At 63.0% G+C, this 15082-nt stretch carries 17 protein-coding genes; 3 read left to right on the top strand and 14 right to left on the bottom strand.

Going from position 1 to position 15082, the window contains the following annotated elements; genetic code table 11:
* Positions 1 to 72 precede the first annotated feature (72 nt).
* On the bottom strand, positions 73 to 468 hold the full coding sequence (locus HAD_RS14790) for a hypothetical protein (protein ID WP_035573114.1): 396 nt from the start codon (positions 466 to 468) through the stop codon (positions 73 to 75).
* A 59-nt stretch (positions 469 to 527) separates the two neighbouring features.
* Between HAD_RS14790 and purD the strand changes: the two genes are divergently transcribed.
* Together purD and HAD_RS14780 are read left to right on the top strand one after the other, a co-directional pair.
* On the top strand, positions 528 to 1823 hold the full coding sequence (purD, locus tag HAD_RS14785) for a phosphoribosylamine--glycine ligase (protein ID WP_035573667.1): 1296 nt from the start codon (positions 528 to 530) through the stop codon (positions 1821 to 1823).
* A gap of 34 nt (positions 1824 to 1857) precedes the next feature.
* The gene (locus HAD_RS14780) at positions 1858 to 3297 is read left to right on the top strand and encodes an amidohydrolase family protein (protein ID WP_035573112.1); all 1440 of its coding nucleotides are present in this window, start codon (positions 1858 to 1860) and stop codon (positions 3295 to 3297) included.
* 183 nt (positions 3298 to 3480) lie between these two features.
* Here HAD_RS14780 and HAD_RS14775 read toward each other — a convergent pair whose 3' ends face one another.
* The 3 genes from HAD_RS14775 to HAD_RS14765 are packed head-to-tail and all read right to left on the bottom strand — an operon-like array spanning position 3481 to position 5880.
* Positions 3481 to 4542, bottom strand: a complete 1062-nt coding sequence (locus HAD_RS14775; protein ID WP_035573110.1) for a zinc-binding dehydrogenase — start codon at positions 4540 to 4542, stop codon at positions 3481 to 3483.
* Positions 4543 to 5331, bottom strand: coding sequence for a meso-2,3-butanediol dehydrogenase (gene budC / locus HAD_RS14770; RefSeq protein WP_035573109.1), 789 nt, complete (start codon positions 5329 to 5331; stop codon positions 4543 to 4545).
* A gap of 15 nt (positions 5332 to 5346) precedes the next feature.
* A complete protein-coding gene (locus tag HAD_RS14765; RefSeq protein ID WP_035573107.1) occupies positions 5347 to 5880 on the bottom strand; it encodes a cupin domain-containing protein in 534 nt (177 codons plus the stop codon).
* 200 nt (positions 5881 to 6080) lie between these two features.
* Between HAD_RS14765 and HAD_RS14760 the strand changes: the two genes are divergently transcribed.
* Positions 6081 to 6716: a TetR/AcrR family transcriptional regulator gene (locus HAD_RS14760; RefSeq protein ID WP_035573105.1), complete on the top strand. Its 636-nt coding sequence runs from the start codon at positions 6081 to 6083 to the stop codon at positions 6714 to 6716.
* Here HAD_RS14760 and sigJ read toward each other — a convergent pair.
* The 10 genes from sigJ to HAD_RS18625 form a co-directional block, all read right to left on the bottom strand.
* Positions 6713 to 7582: an RNA polymerase sigma factor SigJ gene (sigJ, locus tag HAD_RS14755; RefSeq protein ID WP_035573103.1), complete on the bottom strand. Its 870-nt coding sequence runs from the start codon at positions 7580 to 7582 to the stop codon at positions 6713 to 6715. The two genes, HAD_RS14760 and sigJ, sit on opposite strands and share 4 nt — an antisense overlap.
* A complete protein-coding gene (locus tag HAD_RS14750; protein WP_035573101.1) occupies positions 7579 to 8115 on the bottom strand; it encodes a hypothetical protein in 537 nt (178 codons plus the stop codon). Before HAD_RS14750 ends, sigJ begins: the two co-directional genes overlap by 4 nt.
* Positions 8112 to 8498: a hypothetical protein gene (locus HAD_RS18165; protein WP_156942298.1), complete on the bottom strand. Its 387-nt coding sequence runs from the start codon at positions 8496 to 8498 to the stop codon at positions 8112 to 8114. The genes HAD_RS14750 and HAD_RS18165 overlap by 4 nt, the downstream gene beginning before the upstream one ends.
* Positions 8499 to 8643: 145 nt before the next feature.
* A complete protein-coding gene (locus HAD_RS14740; protein ID WP_035573099.1) occupies positions 8644 to 9108 on the bottom strand; it encodes a hypothetical protein in 465 nt (154 codons plus the stop codon).
* A gap of 219 nt (positions 9109 to 9327) precedes the next feature.
* Complete coding sequence (locus HAD_RS14735; RefSeq protein WP_035573097.1) at positions 9328 to 11202, bottom strand: ABC-F family ATP-binding cassette domain-containing protein; 1875 nt, start codon at positions 11200 to 11202, stop codon at positions 9328 to 9330.
* 814 nt (positions 11203 to 12016) lie between these two features.
* The gene (locus tag HAD_RS14725) at positions 12017 to 12505 is read right to left on the bottom strand and encodes a hypothetical protein (RefSeq protein WP_035573093.1); all 489 of its coding nucleotides are present in this window, start codon (positions 12503 to 12505) and stop codon (positions 12017 to 12019) included.
* A 79-nt stretch (positions 12506 to 12584) separates the two neighbouring features.
* Positions 12585 to 13376: a hypothetical protein gene (locus HAD_RS14720; protein ID WP_035573085.1), complete on the bottom strand. Its 792-nt coding sequence runs from the start codon at positions 13374 to 13376 to the stop codon at positions 12585 to 12587.
* Positions 13373 to 14161, bottom strand: a complete 789-nt coding sequence (locus tag HAD_RS14715; protein ID WP_035573083.1) for a hypothetical protein — start codon at positions 14159 to 14161, stop codon at positions 13373 to 13375. The genes HAD_RS14720 and HAD_RS14715 overlap by 4 nt, the downstream gene beginning before the upstream one ends.
* Positions 14162 to 14277: 116 nt before the next feature.
* Positions 14278 to 14877 carry a murein L,D-transpeptidase catalytic domain-containing protein gene (locus HAD_RS14710; protein WP_051596348.1) on the bottom strand — a complete coding sequence of 200 codons (600 nt, stop codon included), beginning with the start codon at positions 14875 to 14877 and terminating at the stop codon, positions 14278 to 14280.
* A complete protein-coding gene (locus HAD_RS18625; protein ID WP_156942297.1) occupies positions 14874 to 15062 on the bottom strand; it encodes a hypothetical protein in 189 nt (62 codons plus the stop codon). Before HAD_RS18625 ends, HAD_RS14710 begins: the two co-directional genes overlap by 4 nt.
* Between the last annotated feature and the right edge of the window lie 20 nt (positions 15063 to 15082).

Below are 15082 nucleotides of genomic sequence, written 5' to 3'. Positions count from 1 at the left end.
GGGGATACCGGCGCGGCTGTCCACCCTCTTTCAGGAAGGAGGGACCGGTTTCATCCTGTTCTAGGAGACCCGCTAGGCCCCGGCAGCCAGTTGGACGGCGAGCGAGGCGCCGGTGCGGCTGGCAACGCGGCTGAGCGAGAAGGTGCCGGTGATTCGCGCATCTTCCGAGAAAGACCACCGGCCAGTGAACAGCATGAAGCTGGCATCGACGGCGCCGCAATAGATCAGGTCCGGCTGGATGATGCCCGTTTCCGGCACATAGCGCTTGGACAGGAGAACGTGCTGGCCGCACCGGTCGCCCCGGATGGTCGCATCATATTCAGGTTCATAGCCCAGCAGTGGGCCGAACGTCACCGGTTCCAGCGTCGTGCCACACAGTTTGCCGTCGATTTCAGTGAGCATGGCCGTGAAGCTGACGCACTCGCCATTTGCGTTGTAGCGGTACTCACCGCTCCACAGTCCGCTCATGTTTTTTAGTCCGCTCATTCCTCTTGATCTCAGACCCGGAGCCGCGCATCAAGCGCCGCATGAACATTCTCCTCATCGGATCGGGCGGCCGCGAGCATGCGCTGGCCTGGAAAATGGCCCAGTCGCCGCTGGTCGACGTGGTTCATTCGACGCCGGGAAATCCCGGCATGGACGAAGTTGGCCCGTGCTTCGATGTCGGCCCGACCGACATCGAAAACCTTGAAAAGCTTACACTTCAGATTGAACCGGACCTCGTCGTGATCGGGCCGGAGGCCCCCCTGGCGGCCGGTCTGGCGGACCTGTTGCGGGCGCGCGGCTTCGACGTGTTCGGGCCGAGCCGCGAGGCAGCGCAGCTGGAAGCATCAAAATCTTTTTCAAAGGCACGCATGACCGCCTATGGCGTGCCGACAGCCGCTTATGGCGAATTCACGGAACCTGGGCTTGCGAAAGCCTTCTTGCGCAAAATGCAGGCACCTTACGTGCTGAAGGCCGACGGGCTGGCCGGCGGCAAGGGCGTCGTGATCGCCGAAACGCTGGACGATGCGGACGCTGCCGTTGAGGAAATGCTGGACGGGCGCTTCGGCGACGCCTCCGCCACGCTGGTGATCGAGGAGTTCATGCATGGCGAGGAAGCCAGCATCTTCGTGATCACCGATGGCGAAGGCGCGATCTATCTGCCCGCCGCGCAGGACCATAAGCGCGTCGGCGATGGCGACACCGGGCCGAACACCGGCGGCATGGGCGCCTACGCCCCGGCGCCGGTGGTGACGGACGAGATCATGGCCCGTGTGAAAGCCGAGATCGCCGAGCCGATGCTGAAGGGTATGGCGAAGGACGGGATGCCCTATCAGGGCGTGCTCTATATCGGCGTCATGGTGACCGAAGACGGCCCGAAAGTGGTGGAGTTCAACGCGCGCTTCGGCGACCCGGAATGCCAGGTGCTGATGAAGGGCCTGAAGGGCGACATCGTTCCGGCGCTGCTGGCCTCTGCGACCAGCGGCCTGAAAGGCAATGAAGAGGCGTTCGAGGCGCTGCTGGAGCTGGATGGCTTCGAGCCGACCGCGACCGTGGTGATGGCAATGACGGGCTATCCCGGATCCGTCGAGAAGGGCTCGGTCATCAAGCATGTCGGCAAGGCAAACGATCTGCCGGGCGTGCACGTCTTCCATGCCGGGACAGACCGCAACGATCTGGGTATGCTGACCGCGAATGGCGGACGCGTGCTGAACGTTACGGCCAGCGGGGCGACCCTGCGCGAGGCGATCGACCGGGCCTATGCGGGCGTTGAGGCGATCGACTGGCCGGAAGGTTTCTGCCGCCGCGACATCGGCTGGCGCGCGCTGGAGCGGGGGTAGGCCTGGCCAGCGCAGGGGGAATGTGGAGGGACGAATGAAACATGCCTTGATGGGAGCTGGTGCCGCGCTGGCCATGGCTGCGCTGGTGGCATGTGCTTCTGCACCATCGCCGGAACCGCTTGCCGGAGACCTGCTGATCCGCGATGTGCGTACTATCGGCTTTGAGGGCGAGACGCCTGCGATCCGGGAACATGCCTATGTGCTGGTGAAGGATGGGAAGATCCTGGCGGTACGCGACACGGTAGAGGGCCTCTCCGCACCGGACACGGTGGACGGCGGCGGGCAGACGTTGGTGCCGGGCCTGACCGACATGCACGTCCATATCTGGGATCAGGCCGAGTTGGGCGCCTATCTCTCCTGGGGCGTGACACGGGTGCGCAACATGTCCGGCCTGCCGTTCCACCTGCCGCTGGCGAAGCAGATCGAAGCGGGGGAGGTAATGGGGCCGCACCTGATCACCACCGGGCCGATCCTGAACAGTCCGGGGCCGAACGCCCAGATCAATCACCAGTTCGTTGAAACGGCCGACGAGGCGCGGGCGGCGGTGACGTGGCAGGCCGAGGCAGGCTTTGACCGGATCAAGGTCTATTCCAACCTCACGCGTCCGGCCTATGAGGCGATCATCGAGGAAGCTGCCGCACGCGGCATGCCCGTATCCGGCCACACGCCGGAGGGCGTGCGCGAAGACGGCATGCCGATGGAGAAGCCCTTCAACATCGCCTTTGAGGAGGTCCTTGCCGACCATTTCGAGACCATCGAGCATATCGAGTCGGTGGTCTGGCATGGCCTGCGCAACCGGCATGATGAAGACGCCGCCCGGGCGCTGGCGCGGAAGATCGCGATAGAGGACGTTCCGGTGACGGCGACGCTGCTGGCGCACCGTAACCTGTTGCTGGTGGCGGAGACCGACGGCGCGGCAACGACCCGTCCGGGAACGGACATCCTGAACGCTGTGGAGCAACAGACAGAGGGCGAAAATTTCGCGTTCTGGGCCGGGTATGATCCGGCGCCGGTTGCAGAGGATGCGGCTTTCTATGCGCGCGTGGCGGACATCTTCCAGCAAGAAGGCGTGATGCTTCTGGCCGGTACGGATGCGGGCATCTTCACGAACATTCCGGGCAAGTCGCTGGGCGAGGAACTCCTCCTGCTGACCGGCGCGGGCCTGTCGCCCTACGAAGCGCTGCGGTCGGCGACCTATTCGCCGTCTGTCGTGCTGGGTACGGCGGGGCAGGATGGCTGTCTCGAGGCCGGGTGTGTGGCGGATCTCGTCCTGTTGCCCTGCGATCCACTGGCGGACATCGCCTGCGCAACGGAACCGGCGGGCCTGATTTATCGCGGTGCCTGGCTGGACCGGGCCGCGCTGGATGCGCTGCGGACCGATGCGGCGGTGCAAAATGTGGACCGCACCATCACGAACGTCATGGGCGGCATGGCCGAATACGGCGTCGATGTCAGCGCGTTGATGGAAGACTAGCCGCCCCGGCAGGCATCTGAATTTCAGGAATCGCGCTTCGCCTGCCGCCGGGTCGATTTGGGCTTGTGCGGCAGGCAAAGCGCGGAACGCGGCGTTGCGTCCTGTTATTGAAACGCGCGAGCGCCCGGAATCCGTCGCAGAAATCTGGCCTGACGCTCGATATTTTTTGTGACCCGGCCCGCCTCAGGTGTTCGGGTCGATCAGGATCTTGATTTCATGGGGATCCTTGGCGAGCGCGTCGAACGCCGCTTCGGTGCCGGCCAGAGGCTGGCGGCTGGTGATCAGGCGTGCGGCCTGATCGGCATGGGCCTCGATGAGGGCGAGCGCGGTGCGGAATTCCTCGGGCCGGTAGGCGAAGCTGAACTCCAGCGCCAGTTCCCGCGCGATGCCTTCCACCGGCGTGATTGTCTCATCATGGGGGCAGACGCCGACCACGATGATGTGGGAATGCACCGGGGCGGACTGGACAATCTGGCCCATGACGCCGGGCGCGCCGGTGCACTCGAAAATGTTCAGCCCCGGCGGCCGGCCACGGAAATCCCGCGCCAGCAGCGGTGACATCTGGGCAGGCGCGTGGCCGAGGTCACTCCAGCGGTCATACGGGCTGTCGGTGGCCGGATCGAGCACGATGTCAGCGCCGAGGCTGGCGGCGACGGCGCGGCGTTCGGCAGAGAAATCCGCTGCGAGGATGGGGCCGCGTCCGGCGATTCTGAGCGCAAGGATGACGGCGAGCCCCACCGGGCCGCAGCCGATCACCATGTTCGGGCCATCATTGCGATTGGCGAGGTTCGCTGCGTGCAGGCCTACCGAGAGTGGTTCTGTCAGCGCGGCCAGATCGTTCGGGATCCCGTCCGGAATACGGAAGGTGCGCACGGCATCAATGCAGGAGAGTGTCGCCAGTCCGCCGCTGTGGTCGGGCGAGAGGCCGATACAGGCCGGGCCGTCATGGCTGTGCGTGAAGGGCAGGCCGGTCACCCGGTCGCCCGGCTTTAACTCAGTCTCCGTACCCGGACCGATGCCGACAATAACTGCCGAGAATTCGTGGCCGGGCACGATGATGGGCAACTGGTCTTGCGCCTCTGACGGGGTCTCATCGGCCAGCTCCGCCATCTGCTTGCGCAGGCTGAGATCGCTGCCGCAGATGCCGGTGAAAAGAGGCTGGACCAGCAGCTGTCCGGCGTCGGGGGACGGGTCAGGCAGGTCCGCAATGCGAAACGATTTTCCCTGCAGGGTGAGCGCGCGCATTCAAGCCTCCGGCATGCCGGCGAACTGCGCCACTTCCGGCTGGCCGGTATGCGCTGTGGTGCCGCCGTCCGCCACGATAATGGAGCCGGTCATGTAAGAGGCGGCGTCCGAGGCGAGGAAGGCGACCACGTTTGCCATTTCCTCCGGCTGGGCGCCGCGGCCCAACGGAATGCGCTTGTGCCATTCCTCCGGCAGGCCGGGCATCTGGTTCAACCCGGCTGTAATCGGTGTTTCGACGAGACCGGGGCACAAGGCATTTACGCGAATGCCGTCGCGGGCATGGTCCACCGCAAGCGCCTTTGTGTAGTTGATCACGGCCCCTTTGGCGGCGTTGTAGGCGGCAAACCTGTAGTCCCCGCCCAGGCCTGAAATGGATGCTGTGTTCACGATTGCGCTGCCGCGGGGCATATGCGGAATGGCATGGTGGCAGGCATAATAGACGCTGTGCAGGTCAACCGCGATCACCTGTTCCCACTGGTCCGGCGGCAATTCCACTGTGTTCGCGAAACTGCCGATACCGGCATTGTTGAACAGGATGTCGATCCGTCCGTGCGTGTCGGCGGCAGCCTTGATGAGGGCGCCGACCTCTGCCTCTTTCGAGACATCGCAGGTCACCGCCATGGCATCCGGACCGAGCGCCGCGGCAAGGGCATTTGCCGCGTCTCCGGAAATGTCTGCCAGCACGACCTTTGCGCCTTCGCTTGCCATCAGGCGCGCGGTGGCCGCGCCGATGCCGGAGGCGGCGCCGGTGATGATGGCGACTTTGTTGTCGAAGCGTTTATGCGTCATCCGTTTGCCGCTCCGTCAGGACAGGACTGAGCTGGGAGGAGACTCATCTGCCCATGCGGAGCGGCGCTCGGAGATCACCCCCGAAATTTTCTGCCAGGCAGGCAGCGTCTTCGCGAGGAACTTGATGTCGAAGTCTTCCTGGGTGCGGAATTCAAGCACTTCCACGCCGTCGGGGCCGGGCGTGTAGCGGTAGGCCTTGCCCGCATCCAGGAAGAAACCGTCGCCCGGGCCCAGCGTGTCTGTGCCCAGTTGGAGGCTGCCAGCGACGATATAGTAGAGACAATCGGAACTGTGCGTGTGCAGAGGGAGCGGGAAGCCGCTCTTGAACCAGGCATGGGTGAGGCTGAATCCCGGCTGCGAGAACAGGGTCTTGACCACATTGCCCTCGGCAAAACCGGCTTCCAGCGCTGCGCCGATGCCGGCTTCGAGGTCGGGGGTTATGTCCGCCACTTCCATATGCGCCGTCTCGTCCAGCGAGAGCGCTTCGGATGTGCGAAAAATCTGGTAGCCGGTTGCTGCCGGTTTTTCGGCAGCGGGTGCGTCGGTCATGTCTGTGTTCCTCCAAGAAGCCGCAAGTGCGTTGCGGGGCACGCCTGCAGGCGCCGGTCTCATGACCGTGTCTACCTGCGGGTGCCAATATGCTTGGAAAACATAAATAGTCAACATTGACTAGTATTAGGCCGGCGCGGTTGACGCGCGCAGGGCGCTGGCCATTATCGGCGCCGGCAGGGCAGGAAGCGGCGAACGGAATGACCGAAACAAATGTGCACGGGGGACGGCGGCGGACACGCCGCGGGGAGGAAACCCGCAAACAGCTGATCCAGGCCTGCATCGATTGCCTGAACGAGCGCGGCTGTGCGGGGACCTCGATCGAGGCGGTGATGTCGAAGTCCGGGATCAGCCGCGGCTCCGTTCTGAACCAGTTCCCGACCCGGCTGGACCTGATGGCTGCGACCATCGAGGCGGCCATGCGCGCCATGATGGCCGATACGCGCGCCCGGTTCGATCGCATTGCCGACCCGGTCGAGCGATTGCGGCGGCTGTGTGACCTGTATTGGGAGACGCTGAGCCTGCCGATGTCCGCGGCCGTGACAGAAGTGCTGCTCGCTGCGCGCTGGGACACCGAACTGGCCGCGATGCTGATCCGCGTGACGCGGGAGATCGATATCGAGCTGGATACCAATACCCGGCGTCTCGGTGCCGAAGCCGGCGTGAATGACCCCGACGCACTGGTGGTTCATACGCGCATGCTGATCCTGTCGCTGCGGGGCATGACGCTGGAACTCATGTTCGATCCGGAGCGCCAGGTTATCCACCATGCCCTGGACGAAATCCGCGCGTCCCACGACGCTTTCTGCGACCGGATGCTGTCGGACCCGGCTTAGCCAGGCAGCTTGTCCGGATTGCGCATGGCGTAGAGCCAGCCGATGCGGCCATCAGAGGACGGCGCCAGCGTCAGGACAAGGTCCACCCGGCCGTCCAGCCGCCGCACGATCGCGGGCGCACCATTGGCGAGGCTCGGCTCCACCGACCATTGGGTCGTTGCTTGCGCGGCCTTGGCCATGACCGCCATCAGCACCTGGGTGATGTCTTCCGGACCGATCAGTGGACGGAGCGCTGCACGGGCCTTCTTGCCGCCGTCGGTATAGGCCGCCGCGGCTGGCGCAAAGAGGGAGAGCGCCGCGTCATGGTCCAGCGCATTGGCCGCCGCAACGAAGCGCTGCAGCAGGTCCGCCACTTCGGCGGGCGGGGCATCGAAGCGCGGGCCGTTTTCCTGCAGGCGCCGGTGCGCCCGGCTGACCATCTGGCGGCAGGCAGCCTGGGACTTTCCTGTGACGGCGGAGATCTCGTCATAACCGGCATCGAAGGCCTCGCGCAGAATGAAGGCGGCGCGTTCTGTCGGCGACAGGCGCTCCATCGCCCAGAGCAGGGCCAACTCGCATTCCTGCGCGAGTTCGAAGCGCGCTTCGATACCGAGGCTTTCGCTCTCCACCAACGGCTCCGGCAGCCACGGGCCGGGATAGGTCTCGCGACGCGCCCGGGCCGAGCGCAGGGCATCGATCGCAATGCGCGTGGCGGTGCGGCGCAGCCAGGCGCTGGGGTTCTCGATGGCCTCGTGGTCGGCCCGCTCCCAGCGCAGCCAGGTGTCCTGCACCGCGTCTTCCGCGCCCGCCCGCTCGCCCAGCATGCGATAGCACAGGGCTGTCAGGGCCGGGCGCTCGGCTTCGAACAGGGCAGTGTCGGCAGTCATGCGGCGAGCTTCACGACCTTGCCGCCAAAGTCCAGCCTCTGGCAGGCCTGCCCGTGGCCGAGGCCACGTTTGAGAACGGGATAGATGCGGCCGGACGCGGCGGCGAAAGCGCACGAGACGGCAGCCTTCTTTCCGAACGCGCTCTCAATCTCGCGGCGGAGGTCGTCAGCGCGCGGGTCACCCGTGATCGCCATCATGGCAAAGCGGAAGCCGAGTCCGGTCACGCCAGCCTCCTGAGGACGGCCTTCGGCGCAGGCCTGAAGGCTGGCCGGATCGGCGCCGCCCTCAAGGGCCATGTCGACGACCAGCTGGGCGCACGGGCCGCAATCGCCTTCCAGTGTGGAGGCGAGGAGGGCGCCGGTCCAGGCGGCCTGTCCGGCGGCCGGGCCGCGATATTTGTAGAATTGGGGCAGGCGGCCGAGCCCGATGGCCGCCGCCGGGCTGATGTCGATCAGGCCGTGCATATAGCTGACATCGTAATTGTAGTGCTGGCCCATCTTGCGGGCTTTGCTGCGGAGGAATTTGCGGATCATGCTCTGATCTCCTTTCGGGTAAACGTGAGGGCTGCGGAGAGGGCGAGCCAGGCCGGAAGCTGGATACCGGCGAGGTTCACCAAGGCGATCTGATCGAATGGCAGACCGCGGGCGAACCAGATCCAGATGTGGAAAATCGCATGCAGGGCTGGCCATGCCGCGCCGCAGATGGCGGCTGAGCGGTCGACCTTCAGCGCGCCATACGCAAGCGCCCCGGCGCTCATCCCGAAAGCGAGGGCGATGTCTCGTACGAAGTGCAGGTTGAAGGGGCCCATCATCGCAACACCGGGCACTGCGCCGTACCAGAAATGCGGCGCAAACCACATGGTCAGAGCATTCGCGGAATGTACCGCAGCGATGAGGAAAAGGATTGGTCGCCACATGTCATGTCTCCTGTTTCAGGGACATGACGAGACAGCGCGCGGTTTTGTGACAGTCGATGCTGTCAGGCAGGTTCCGGCGCTGCGCTATGGCAGCCCGGAGGCTGCCGTGGACCCCGTCAGATCGACAGGCTCCACGGCCTCTGGATCATTCGTCTGCGGAGTCCAGCATTGTCACTTCATTCATCAGGTACTGACCGGTGATCTTGCGAAGCTCCGGATACGTCTTGGCGGTTTCGCGGGAGCTGTCCTCGTTGGCATTGCCCCAGGCGGTCATGAAGGCATCGTATTTTTCCTTGGACGGGCCAAGGTCCGCCATGCTGGCATACTTCACCGACAGGAGCATGTTGAAGTCGCCGCTTTCCGGCAGGGTACTGACGAGGATCCTGTAATCCTGGATATGGCCGAGAGATTTCGCGACCTCGTTTGATTCAATCCAGGTCGATTTGAGCCCTTCGAGGTAATAGTCCCCCATATTTGCATCGACCTTGATGGTCGAAATTTCCCAGACGGAATCGCTGACTGTGTAGTCCTCGTAGACTTCCAGTTGTGCGAGTGCCGGAGTCGCGAAAGCCGTCAGCGCCGCTGACATGAGTAGTCCCTTAATGTACATTGTATGTCTCCAAGACATCTGGAGCGCTTGTGTGCGCTTACGTGGCCCAATAGCCATCATTAAGGCACCGTAATGAAATCTGGTATTCCAAGCAAGTGAAACACGATCCGTAAGCAAATAAAAATCTACGGACGGATCGAAAATCAGATGCCGGAATAGATGCTCGCCTGTTGTGCCGGCTACAGATATAAGGCGTTGGCTTTCCGTATCCGGAAAACCCTACGCATCCATCTCTTCTGCCGCTTCGAGCCAGGCGTGTTCAGCCTCTTCGGCCGTTTCGGCGTAAGCCGCGCGGTCCTTCAGGAGCTTTTCAAGCTGGTCCGGCGGCGGGGTGCCTTCGGCCAGCTTTGCGTCGATCCGTGCGATGGCGGCGTTGGCCTTTTCCATCCGTTCCTCGGCTTCGCGGGCCCGCTTCTTGAGGGCGGAGAGGCGTTTCTTGTCTTCCGGCGAGGCGGCAGGCTTTGCCGCGGCCTGTTTTGGTTTTGCCTCTTTCGCTTTCGCGGCTTTTCCTTCGGCCCGGTCGGCCTTCATGACGAGGGCGCGGTAGTCTTCGAGGTCCCCGTCATACATCGTGGCGCGGCCATCCTTGACCAGCCACAGCCGGTCGGCTGTCGCTTCGGCGAGATAGACATCGTGGGTGATCAGCAGGACGGCGCCAGGGAAATCGTTCAGCGCGTAGATCAGCGCCTCGCGGCTGTCGATGTCGAGGTGGGACGTCGGTTCGTCGAGGATCAGGATGTGCGGCGCGCTGTGGGACATGAGGCCCAGCAGCAACCGCACTTTCTCGCCGCCCGATAGTTTCTCGACCTTGGTTTCCACCTTCTCGGCGGAAAAGCCCATGGCGGCCGCGGCGGCGCGGACTTTCGCCGGCGGTGTGTCAGGCGGCAACAGGCGGCGCACATGGTCCAGCACGCTGTCGCCCTCGGACAGCTCGTCCAGCTGGTCCTGCGAGAAATAGCCGATGCGCACGGCTTTCGGCGTGACGCGCTTGCCCGCCATCAGCGGCAGGCGTTCGGCGATCGATTTGACCAGCGTCGTCTTGCCCTGTCCGTTGGCGCCGACAATGGCGATGCGGTCGTCCGGATCGAGGCGGAGGTTCACCTTCGACAGGATACGCGCGTCTTCGCCATAGCCGAGATCGGCGTCCTTCAGTTCCAGCATGGGCGGGGCCAGCTTGTCGGCGGGCGGCGGGAAGTGGAACGGCGTCGTGCGGTCGGCAACCGGGATGGAGATGTCCTGCATCTTCTCCAGCATCTTGATGCGCGATTGCGCCTGCCGGGCCTTGGAGGCCTTGGCGCGGAAGCGGTCGACAAAGCTCTGCAGGTGGGCGCGTTCCTTGGCCTGTTTCGCCTGCTGGGATTCCAGCTGGGCCAGCTTGGCGGCGCGCAGTTTCAGCCAGTCGTCATAGCCGCCCGGCGTGATGGAGAGCTTCTTGTGCTCCAGTGCCATTGTGTGCGTCACACAGCGGTTCAGCATTTCGCGGTCGTGGCTGACGATCAGGACCGTGTACGGATACTTTCTGATATAGGTTTCCAGCCAGGCGGCGCCTTCAAGGTCCAGATAGTTGGTCGGCTCGTCCAGCAGCAGGAAGTCCGGTTGCGAGAAGAGGACGCCGGCAATCGCCGCACGCATGCGCCAGCCGCCGGAGAATTCCTTCGTCGCGCGGGCAAGGTCGTCATCTGAAAAGCCGAGCCCGTGCAGCACTTCGGCCGCACGCGCTTCTGCCGACCAGGCGTCGATGTCGACCAGGCGTTCATGGATCTCGCCGATCCGGTTCGGATCGGTCGCGGTCTCGGCCTCCTGCATGAGGGCGTGGCGCTCGGTATCCGCTGCGAGGACAACGTCGAGCACCGTCTCGTCGGTCGGCGCGACTTCCTGCGCGACCCAGCCGAGCCGGGCGCCGGTGTTCAGCCGGATCGCGGCATCATTTGTCGGATGTTCCACATCCTCGCGGATCAGGCGCAGCAGGGTGGACTTGCCGGTGCCGTTGCGGCCGACAAGGCCGACTTTCCAGCCGGCCGAGATCTGCGCGGAGGCAGATTCGAACAGGGGCCGGGCTTCGACCTGAAAATCGAGGTTGGTAATGGTGAGCATGGGCGGGGGTGTAACCGGGCCTGTGGTGAATGCAAGGGCAGGCTGCGGTAGACCCGGAAAAGGGGCCCGCCATGCCGTTGGTCCGGGGGGCTGGACCTGGCATGGCGGGCGGTTTCGCTGTCCCCAAAGTGCGGTGGGAGAATGGGGAAATGGTATCCACAGCGAAGAGGCCCGCGTGCGGGCTTCAAAGACAAGACGTGCCAGTCCGGCGCTTTATCCAGAAAATTTCAGCGGATGATGAATAAAGGTGCCCGCCGGGCCAGACCGGGGTCCGATTGGCTCGGCGGGCTGTTCAATTCCGGCTGTTTCAGGGGTGCCGGAGTGAACGGGACTCGCCTGTAAGACGTCGGGCCGAGGTCGTTTATCCAAAATGATCAGGACCGAGAGAAAACCCGCCATGTCGTCCATCTAGGGGGGTGAGGACGGGGCGACATGGCGGGCGGTTCGCCGTTCGGTTTCCAGGGGGAAGAAACGTTTCGAACGGGACCTCTCTCGTCCTGTTCATATGGGTAAAAGGGGGGCAGTTTCCATGCGGCTCACGCGTTCGTGAGAGGTGAAATTCCGGTAAGGAATCCGGGCCGGAAAAGGGCCAGAGAAATGGAGGTGCCCGCCATGCCGTCTGTTGGGGCTCAGGGGGTCAAGACAGACGGCATGGCGGGCGGTTCGCCGTGTCATTTTCAGGGGAGGAAACCACAGCGAACGGGACCGGTTGCGGCGAACCGCATACAGGTCAAACGTGTCGCCGGGCATTTCCCGTCGCAGAAATCTGAATTGTGTCGGAAGTTTAATCTGAGGCGCGCAACGGGCCGCTGGCCTATTTTATCGCCTGCAGCTCGTTCCAGTATTCGATCGGTGGCACCTCGCGGACCATCTCTTCGACCATTGCAGCGAATCCGGCATTGAAATATCCGGCGGTCAGGCCCCACAGCGCGCGGGCCCGTTCAGTGCCGAGCACGAAATAGATCACACCGCGATAGGTTTCCCAGGACTCCTTGTCCATGGCGCCGGACTTGTATTGCAGCCATTCATATTCGCGGGCGCGCATCTGGCCGATCATCCAGAAGATCACTTTTGTCTTCTCTTCGAAACTGGGTGTTTCGGCTTGCGAGAGTATGCGGCCGAGTTCCGGGAACTCGACAAATTTGTAAACGCCGGTCTGGTCGTTCGCGAGCTGTGTCTGCCGCGACTCCGAGCGCAGCAATACGGTACCCTGCCGGACCTGTATCGTAAGGAAGATCAGGGTCGCCGCAACGACAATGACACCGGCGATCTGGGCAACATAGGCAATCTGCTCAAGAGTCATTGGGTCTCCAATTCCGTGACCAGGTCAGTTGCCCGGCTTTCAAGGTATGACGGGAACGCGAGGGTGATGCGGCGCAGGATCATGGGGCGGCCTCGCTCTTGCGCTGTGAGTCTGGCGTGCCCAGTTCCTTCGCCAGTTCAGCATCCAGCACGGTCAGGACCGCAATGCGGTCTTCGTACCGGTCGAGGAATGACTCCAAGCGTGCAATGTTGTCGCTGTACTCGCTGAGGAGGCCCTTATTCCCGCGTATCTGGTCGATGTCACAATTATATCGCCACACCAGGCCCTTGTCGTCACGGCCCGCACTTGGAGAAACGTAGCCTGCATCTTCAGCACGCCCCACTTCGAGCCAGATGGCGTCCGGATACCGGGTGTGAAGCCGGAAAAGTTCGTTGACCGCTTCTGCCCGCGCAGCACGGGAACGTTCCTGCACAACAGCATAGTCGCGCAGGGCCGACTTCACGGAAGGGTTGGAAATCAGGTCAAACCGGCCGGATGAAATGAGCTCATCAAGGCTCGACAATGCTTCGGTGGGCGAGGGTATCCAGTGTGAGACGAGCAGAGCCCAGCACTCTTCATTGGTGAGTGGCCGTGATGGCGCGAGCGAGAACATGACGGAATTAGCGTCTGTGGCCAGCCCAAGGCGAGGGCTATGTACGGCCAGCTCTTCTTTCTGTGTGTCCAGAAGTGAGCGGGTCTCCTCCTGCAGGCGCAGGAGGAGGACCTGCTCGCTGTTTCGCTCAACCCGCGCCGCGTTCCAGTTATTGACTTGAAGCCCGATGAAAACGCCGAAGACCACGATCAGGGTTTCGATCACCACGGTGAACCAGTCCTGCTTGCGAAAGGCTTCTGTCAGGCGGCGGAGGATCATCGTGTTGTCTCCAGATCCGACACCAGAGATGCTGCCTGTCGATCAAGATACTCAAGCAGTGACCGGAGCCCCGAAAGTCTGTTCAGTCGCGCATTCAGCTGGGATCGGAGTGCCGCCGACTCCCGGAGGCTTGTGACTGAGCGCATAACGAGAGCAAAGTCTTCTGGCGGCTGACAGTCCTTGTAGAATGTAGCGGGGGTTGTACCTGGCGAGCTGGGCTCGAGACTGGCCGCTGACAGACAGTCGGCCATAAGCATGCCAACGCGGCCTTCGATTAATTGGTGCACCAGATCGGCATAGGCGGACCTGAATGTCAGCGATATCTCAATCTCGTGCGCGGAGTCTTCATAATAGTCGCGCAGCCGGCGCTGCATCGATCCGCTGGCGATGAGGTCCAGATCGCCAGCGTTCTGAAGCTCTTTGTATATCTGCGCCGACGGCGCGAACGGCCATTCGCCGCCGGCAATCCAGCTGTCCCGGACAAAGCGCCACGTCTCATCGACCGTATCGGGCGGATCGGACTGCAGAGCGTCATCAACGCGCAGGGCGGCTTCCAGGACTTCCTCGTACCACTGCCGACGAATGGCAAAGGCATCAAGATCGGCGCGCAAATCGGCAATTAGCCTCTCACGCGAAGTCTCCGCCTGAATCCGATCCTTCCGCGCCTCATTCCAGTTGTTGACTTGCAGACCGATGAACACGCCGAAGACAACAATCAGCGTCTCGATGAAGACGGTGAACCAATCCTGCTTGCGGATCGAAGTGGCGAGGCGCTGGAGGATCACAAGGAATCCTCTGGTGTGGATAGACAGAGCCGCATTCTGATTGTCCCCCAAGCTCAAAGGCTTGAGGTCATCCTAAGCGGTTTTGTTGGGCTGACAACAAAATGTCAGTCAGGCTGTCACTTGCCGACGTACACCAGCGTGCGGCGGGGCACGTCTTTCAGGAAGGTGGCGAGGTCTTTCTTCGAGAAGACGATGCAGCCGTTCGAACGGCCGAGCTTGCCCCATTTCTGCAGGAAGGTGGGTTCCGCATAGTCGGCGGCATGGATCACGATTGCCCGGTTGCGGGCATTGGCATTGGTCGGGTCCAGCCCGTCGAGGCGGAGCGACTTGCCGTGCTTGCCGACATATTGTTCGGCGAGGAGGTAGGCGCCTTGCGGGCTGGCAGAAGAGCCGGGCACATCGGAGAATTTGTCGAGAAAGCCGTCATGGTCAGGATCGGAGCCGGAGCCATGGGCGGCGCGGAAGGCCTCTTCCACCAGCCCGGTCTCCAGATTGACTAGATAGGCGCGCTTTTCGCTGGACCGGCGGGCATAGTCCACGATGACGAGATGCGTCGGGTCGGCCGTATCGCCATGCGCCTTCAGGGAAGCGAGGGCCTTGCCGAGCAGGTCCGGCCGGATCAGGCCCTGCGGATCGACGGGAATCGCGGCGGCGGGCAGGGCGGTGAGGCAGAGCGCAGCCAGACAGGCCGCGGCACGGGTTGGGAAACGCTTCATGGGGCTTTTCCTTTCCTTACAGGTGCGACAAGTGAAGCAGGCTTTGCCGTTAGGGAAGTTGCCTTGCTATGATGCAGCATTCTACCAGCTTCGCGCCAGAGCATAAAGGTGACAAGCCCCGCCAGACATACACTGGCGATACAGATGATGGTGATTGCGGTCATCAGGGTTTTGATCTGCAGCATGGCGCACGTCTTTCTTTCAG

It is taken from the genome of Hyphomonas adhaerens MHS-3, assembly GCF_000685235.1.
Classification (GTDB): domain Bacteria; phylum Pseudomonadota; class Alphaproteobacteria; order Caulobacterales; family Hyphomonadaceae; genus Hyphomonas; species Hyphomonas adhaerens.
The sequence above is the reverse complement of the archived record's forward strand: the minus strand, read 5'-3'. Positions and strand labels throughout refer to the sequence as shown.

Coding starts and splice junctions, on each gene's coding strand:
- HAD_RS14790 (WP_035573114.1), bottom strand. CDS start 468: ATGAGCGGACTGTGGAGCGGTGAGTACCGCTACAACGCAAATGGCGAG.
- purD (WP_035573667.1), top strand. CDS start 528: ATGAACATTCTCCTCATCGGATCGGGCGGCCGCGAGCATGCGCTGGCC.
- HAD_RS14780 (WP_035573112.1), top strand. CDS start 1,858: ATGAAACATGCCTTGATGGGAGCTGGTGCCGCGCTGGCCATGGCTGCG.
- HAD_RS14775 (WP_035573110.1), bottom strand. CDS start 4,542: ATGCGCGCGCTCACCCTGCAGGGAAAATCGTTTCGCATTGCGGACCTG.
- budC (WP_035573109.1), bottom strand. CDS start 5,331: ATGACGCATAAACGCTTCGACAACAAAGTCGCCATCATCACCGGCGCC.
- HAD_RS14765 (WP_035573107.1), bottom strand. CDS start 5,880: ATGACCGACGCACCCGCTGCCGAAAAACCGGCAGCAACCGGCTACCAG.
- HAD_RS14760 (WP_035573105.1), top strand. CDS start 6,081: ATGACCGAAACAAATGTGCACGGGGGACGGCGGCGGACACGCCGCGGG.
- sigJ (WP_035573103.1), bottom strand. CDS start 7,582: ATGACTGCCGACACTGCCCTGTTCGAAGCCGAGCGCCCGGCCCTGACA.
- HAD_RS14750 (WP_035573101.1), bottom strand. CDS start 8,115: ATGATCCGCAAATTCCTCCGCAGCAAAGCCCGCAAGATGGGCCAGCAC.
- HAD_RS18165 (WP_156942298.1), bottom strand. CDS start 8,498: ATGTGGCGACCAATCCTTTTCCTCATCGCTGCGGTACATTCCGCGAAT.
- HAD_RS14740 (WP_035573099.1), bottom strand. CDS start 9,108: ATGTACATTAAGGGACTACTCATGTCAGCGGCGCTGACGGCTTTCGCG.
- HAD_RS14735 (WP_035573097.1), bottom strand. CDS start 11,202: ATGCTCACCATTACCAACCTCGATTTTCAGGTCGAAGCCCGGCCCCTG.
- HAD_RS14725 (WP_035573093.1), bottom strand. CDS start 12,505: ATGACTCTTGAGCAGATTGCCTATGTTGCCCAGATCGCCGGTGTCATT.
- HAD_RS14720 (WP_035573085.1), bottom strand. CDS start 13,376: ATGATCCTCCGCCGCCTGACAGAAGCCTTTCGCAAGCAGGACTGGTTC.
- HAD_RS14710 (WP_051596348.1), bottom strand. CDS start 14,877: ATGAAGCGTTTCCCAACCCGTGCCGCGGCCTGTCTGGCTGCGCTCTGC.
- HAD_RS18625 (WP_156942297.1), bottom strand. CDS start 15,062: ATGCTGCAGATCAAAACCCTGATGACCGCAATCACCATCATCTGTATC.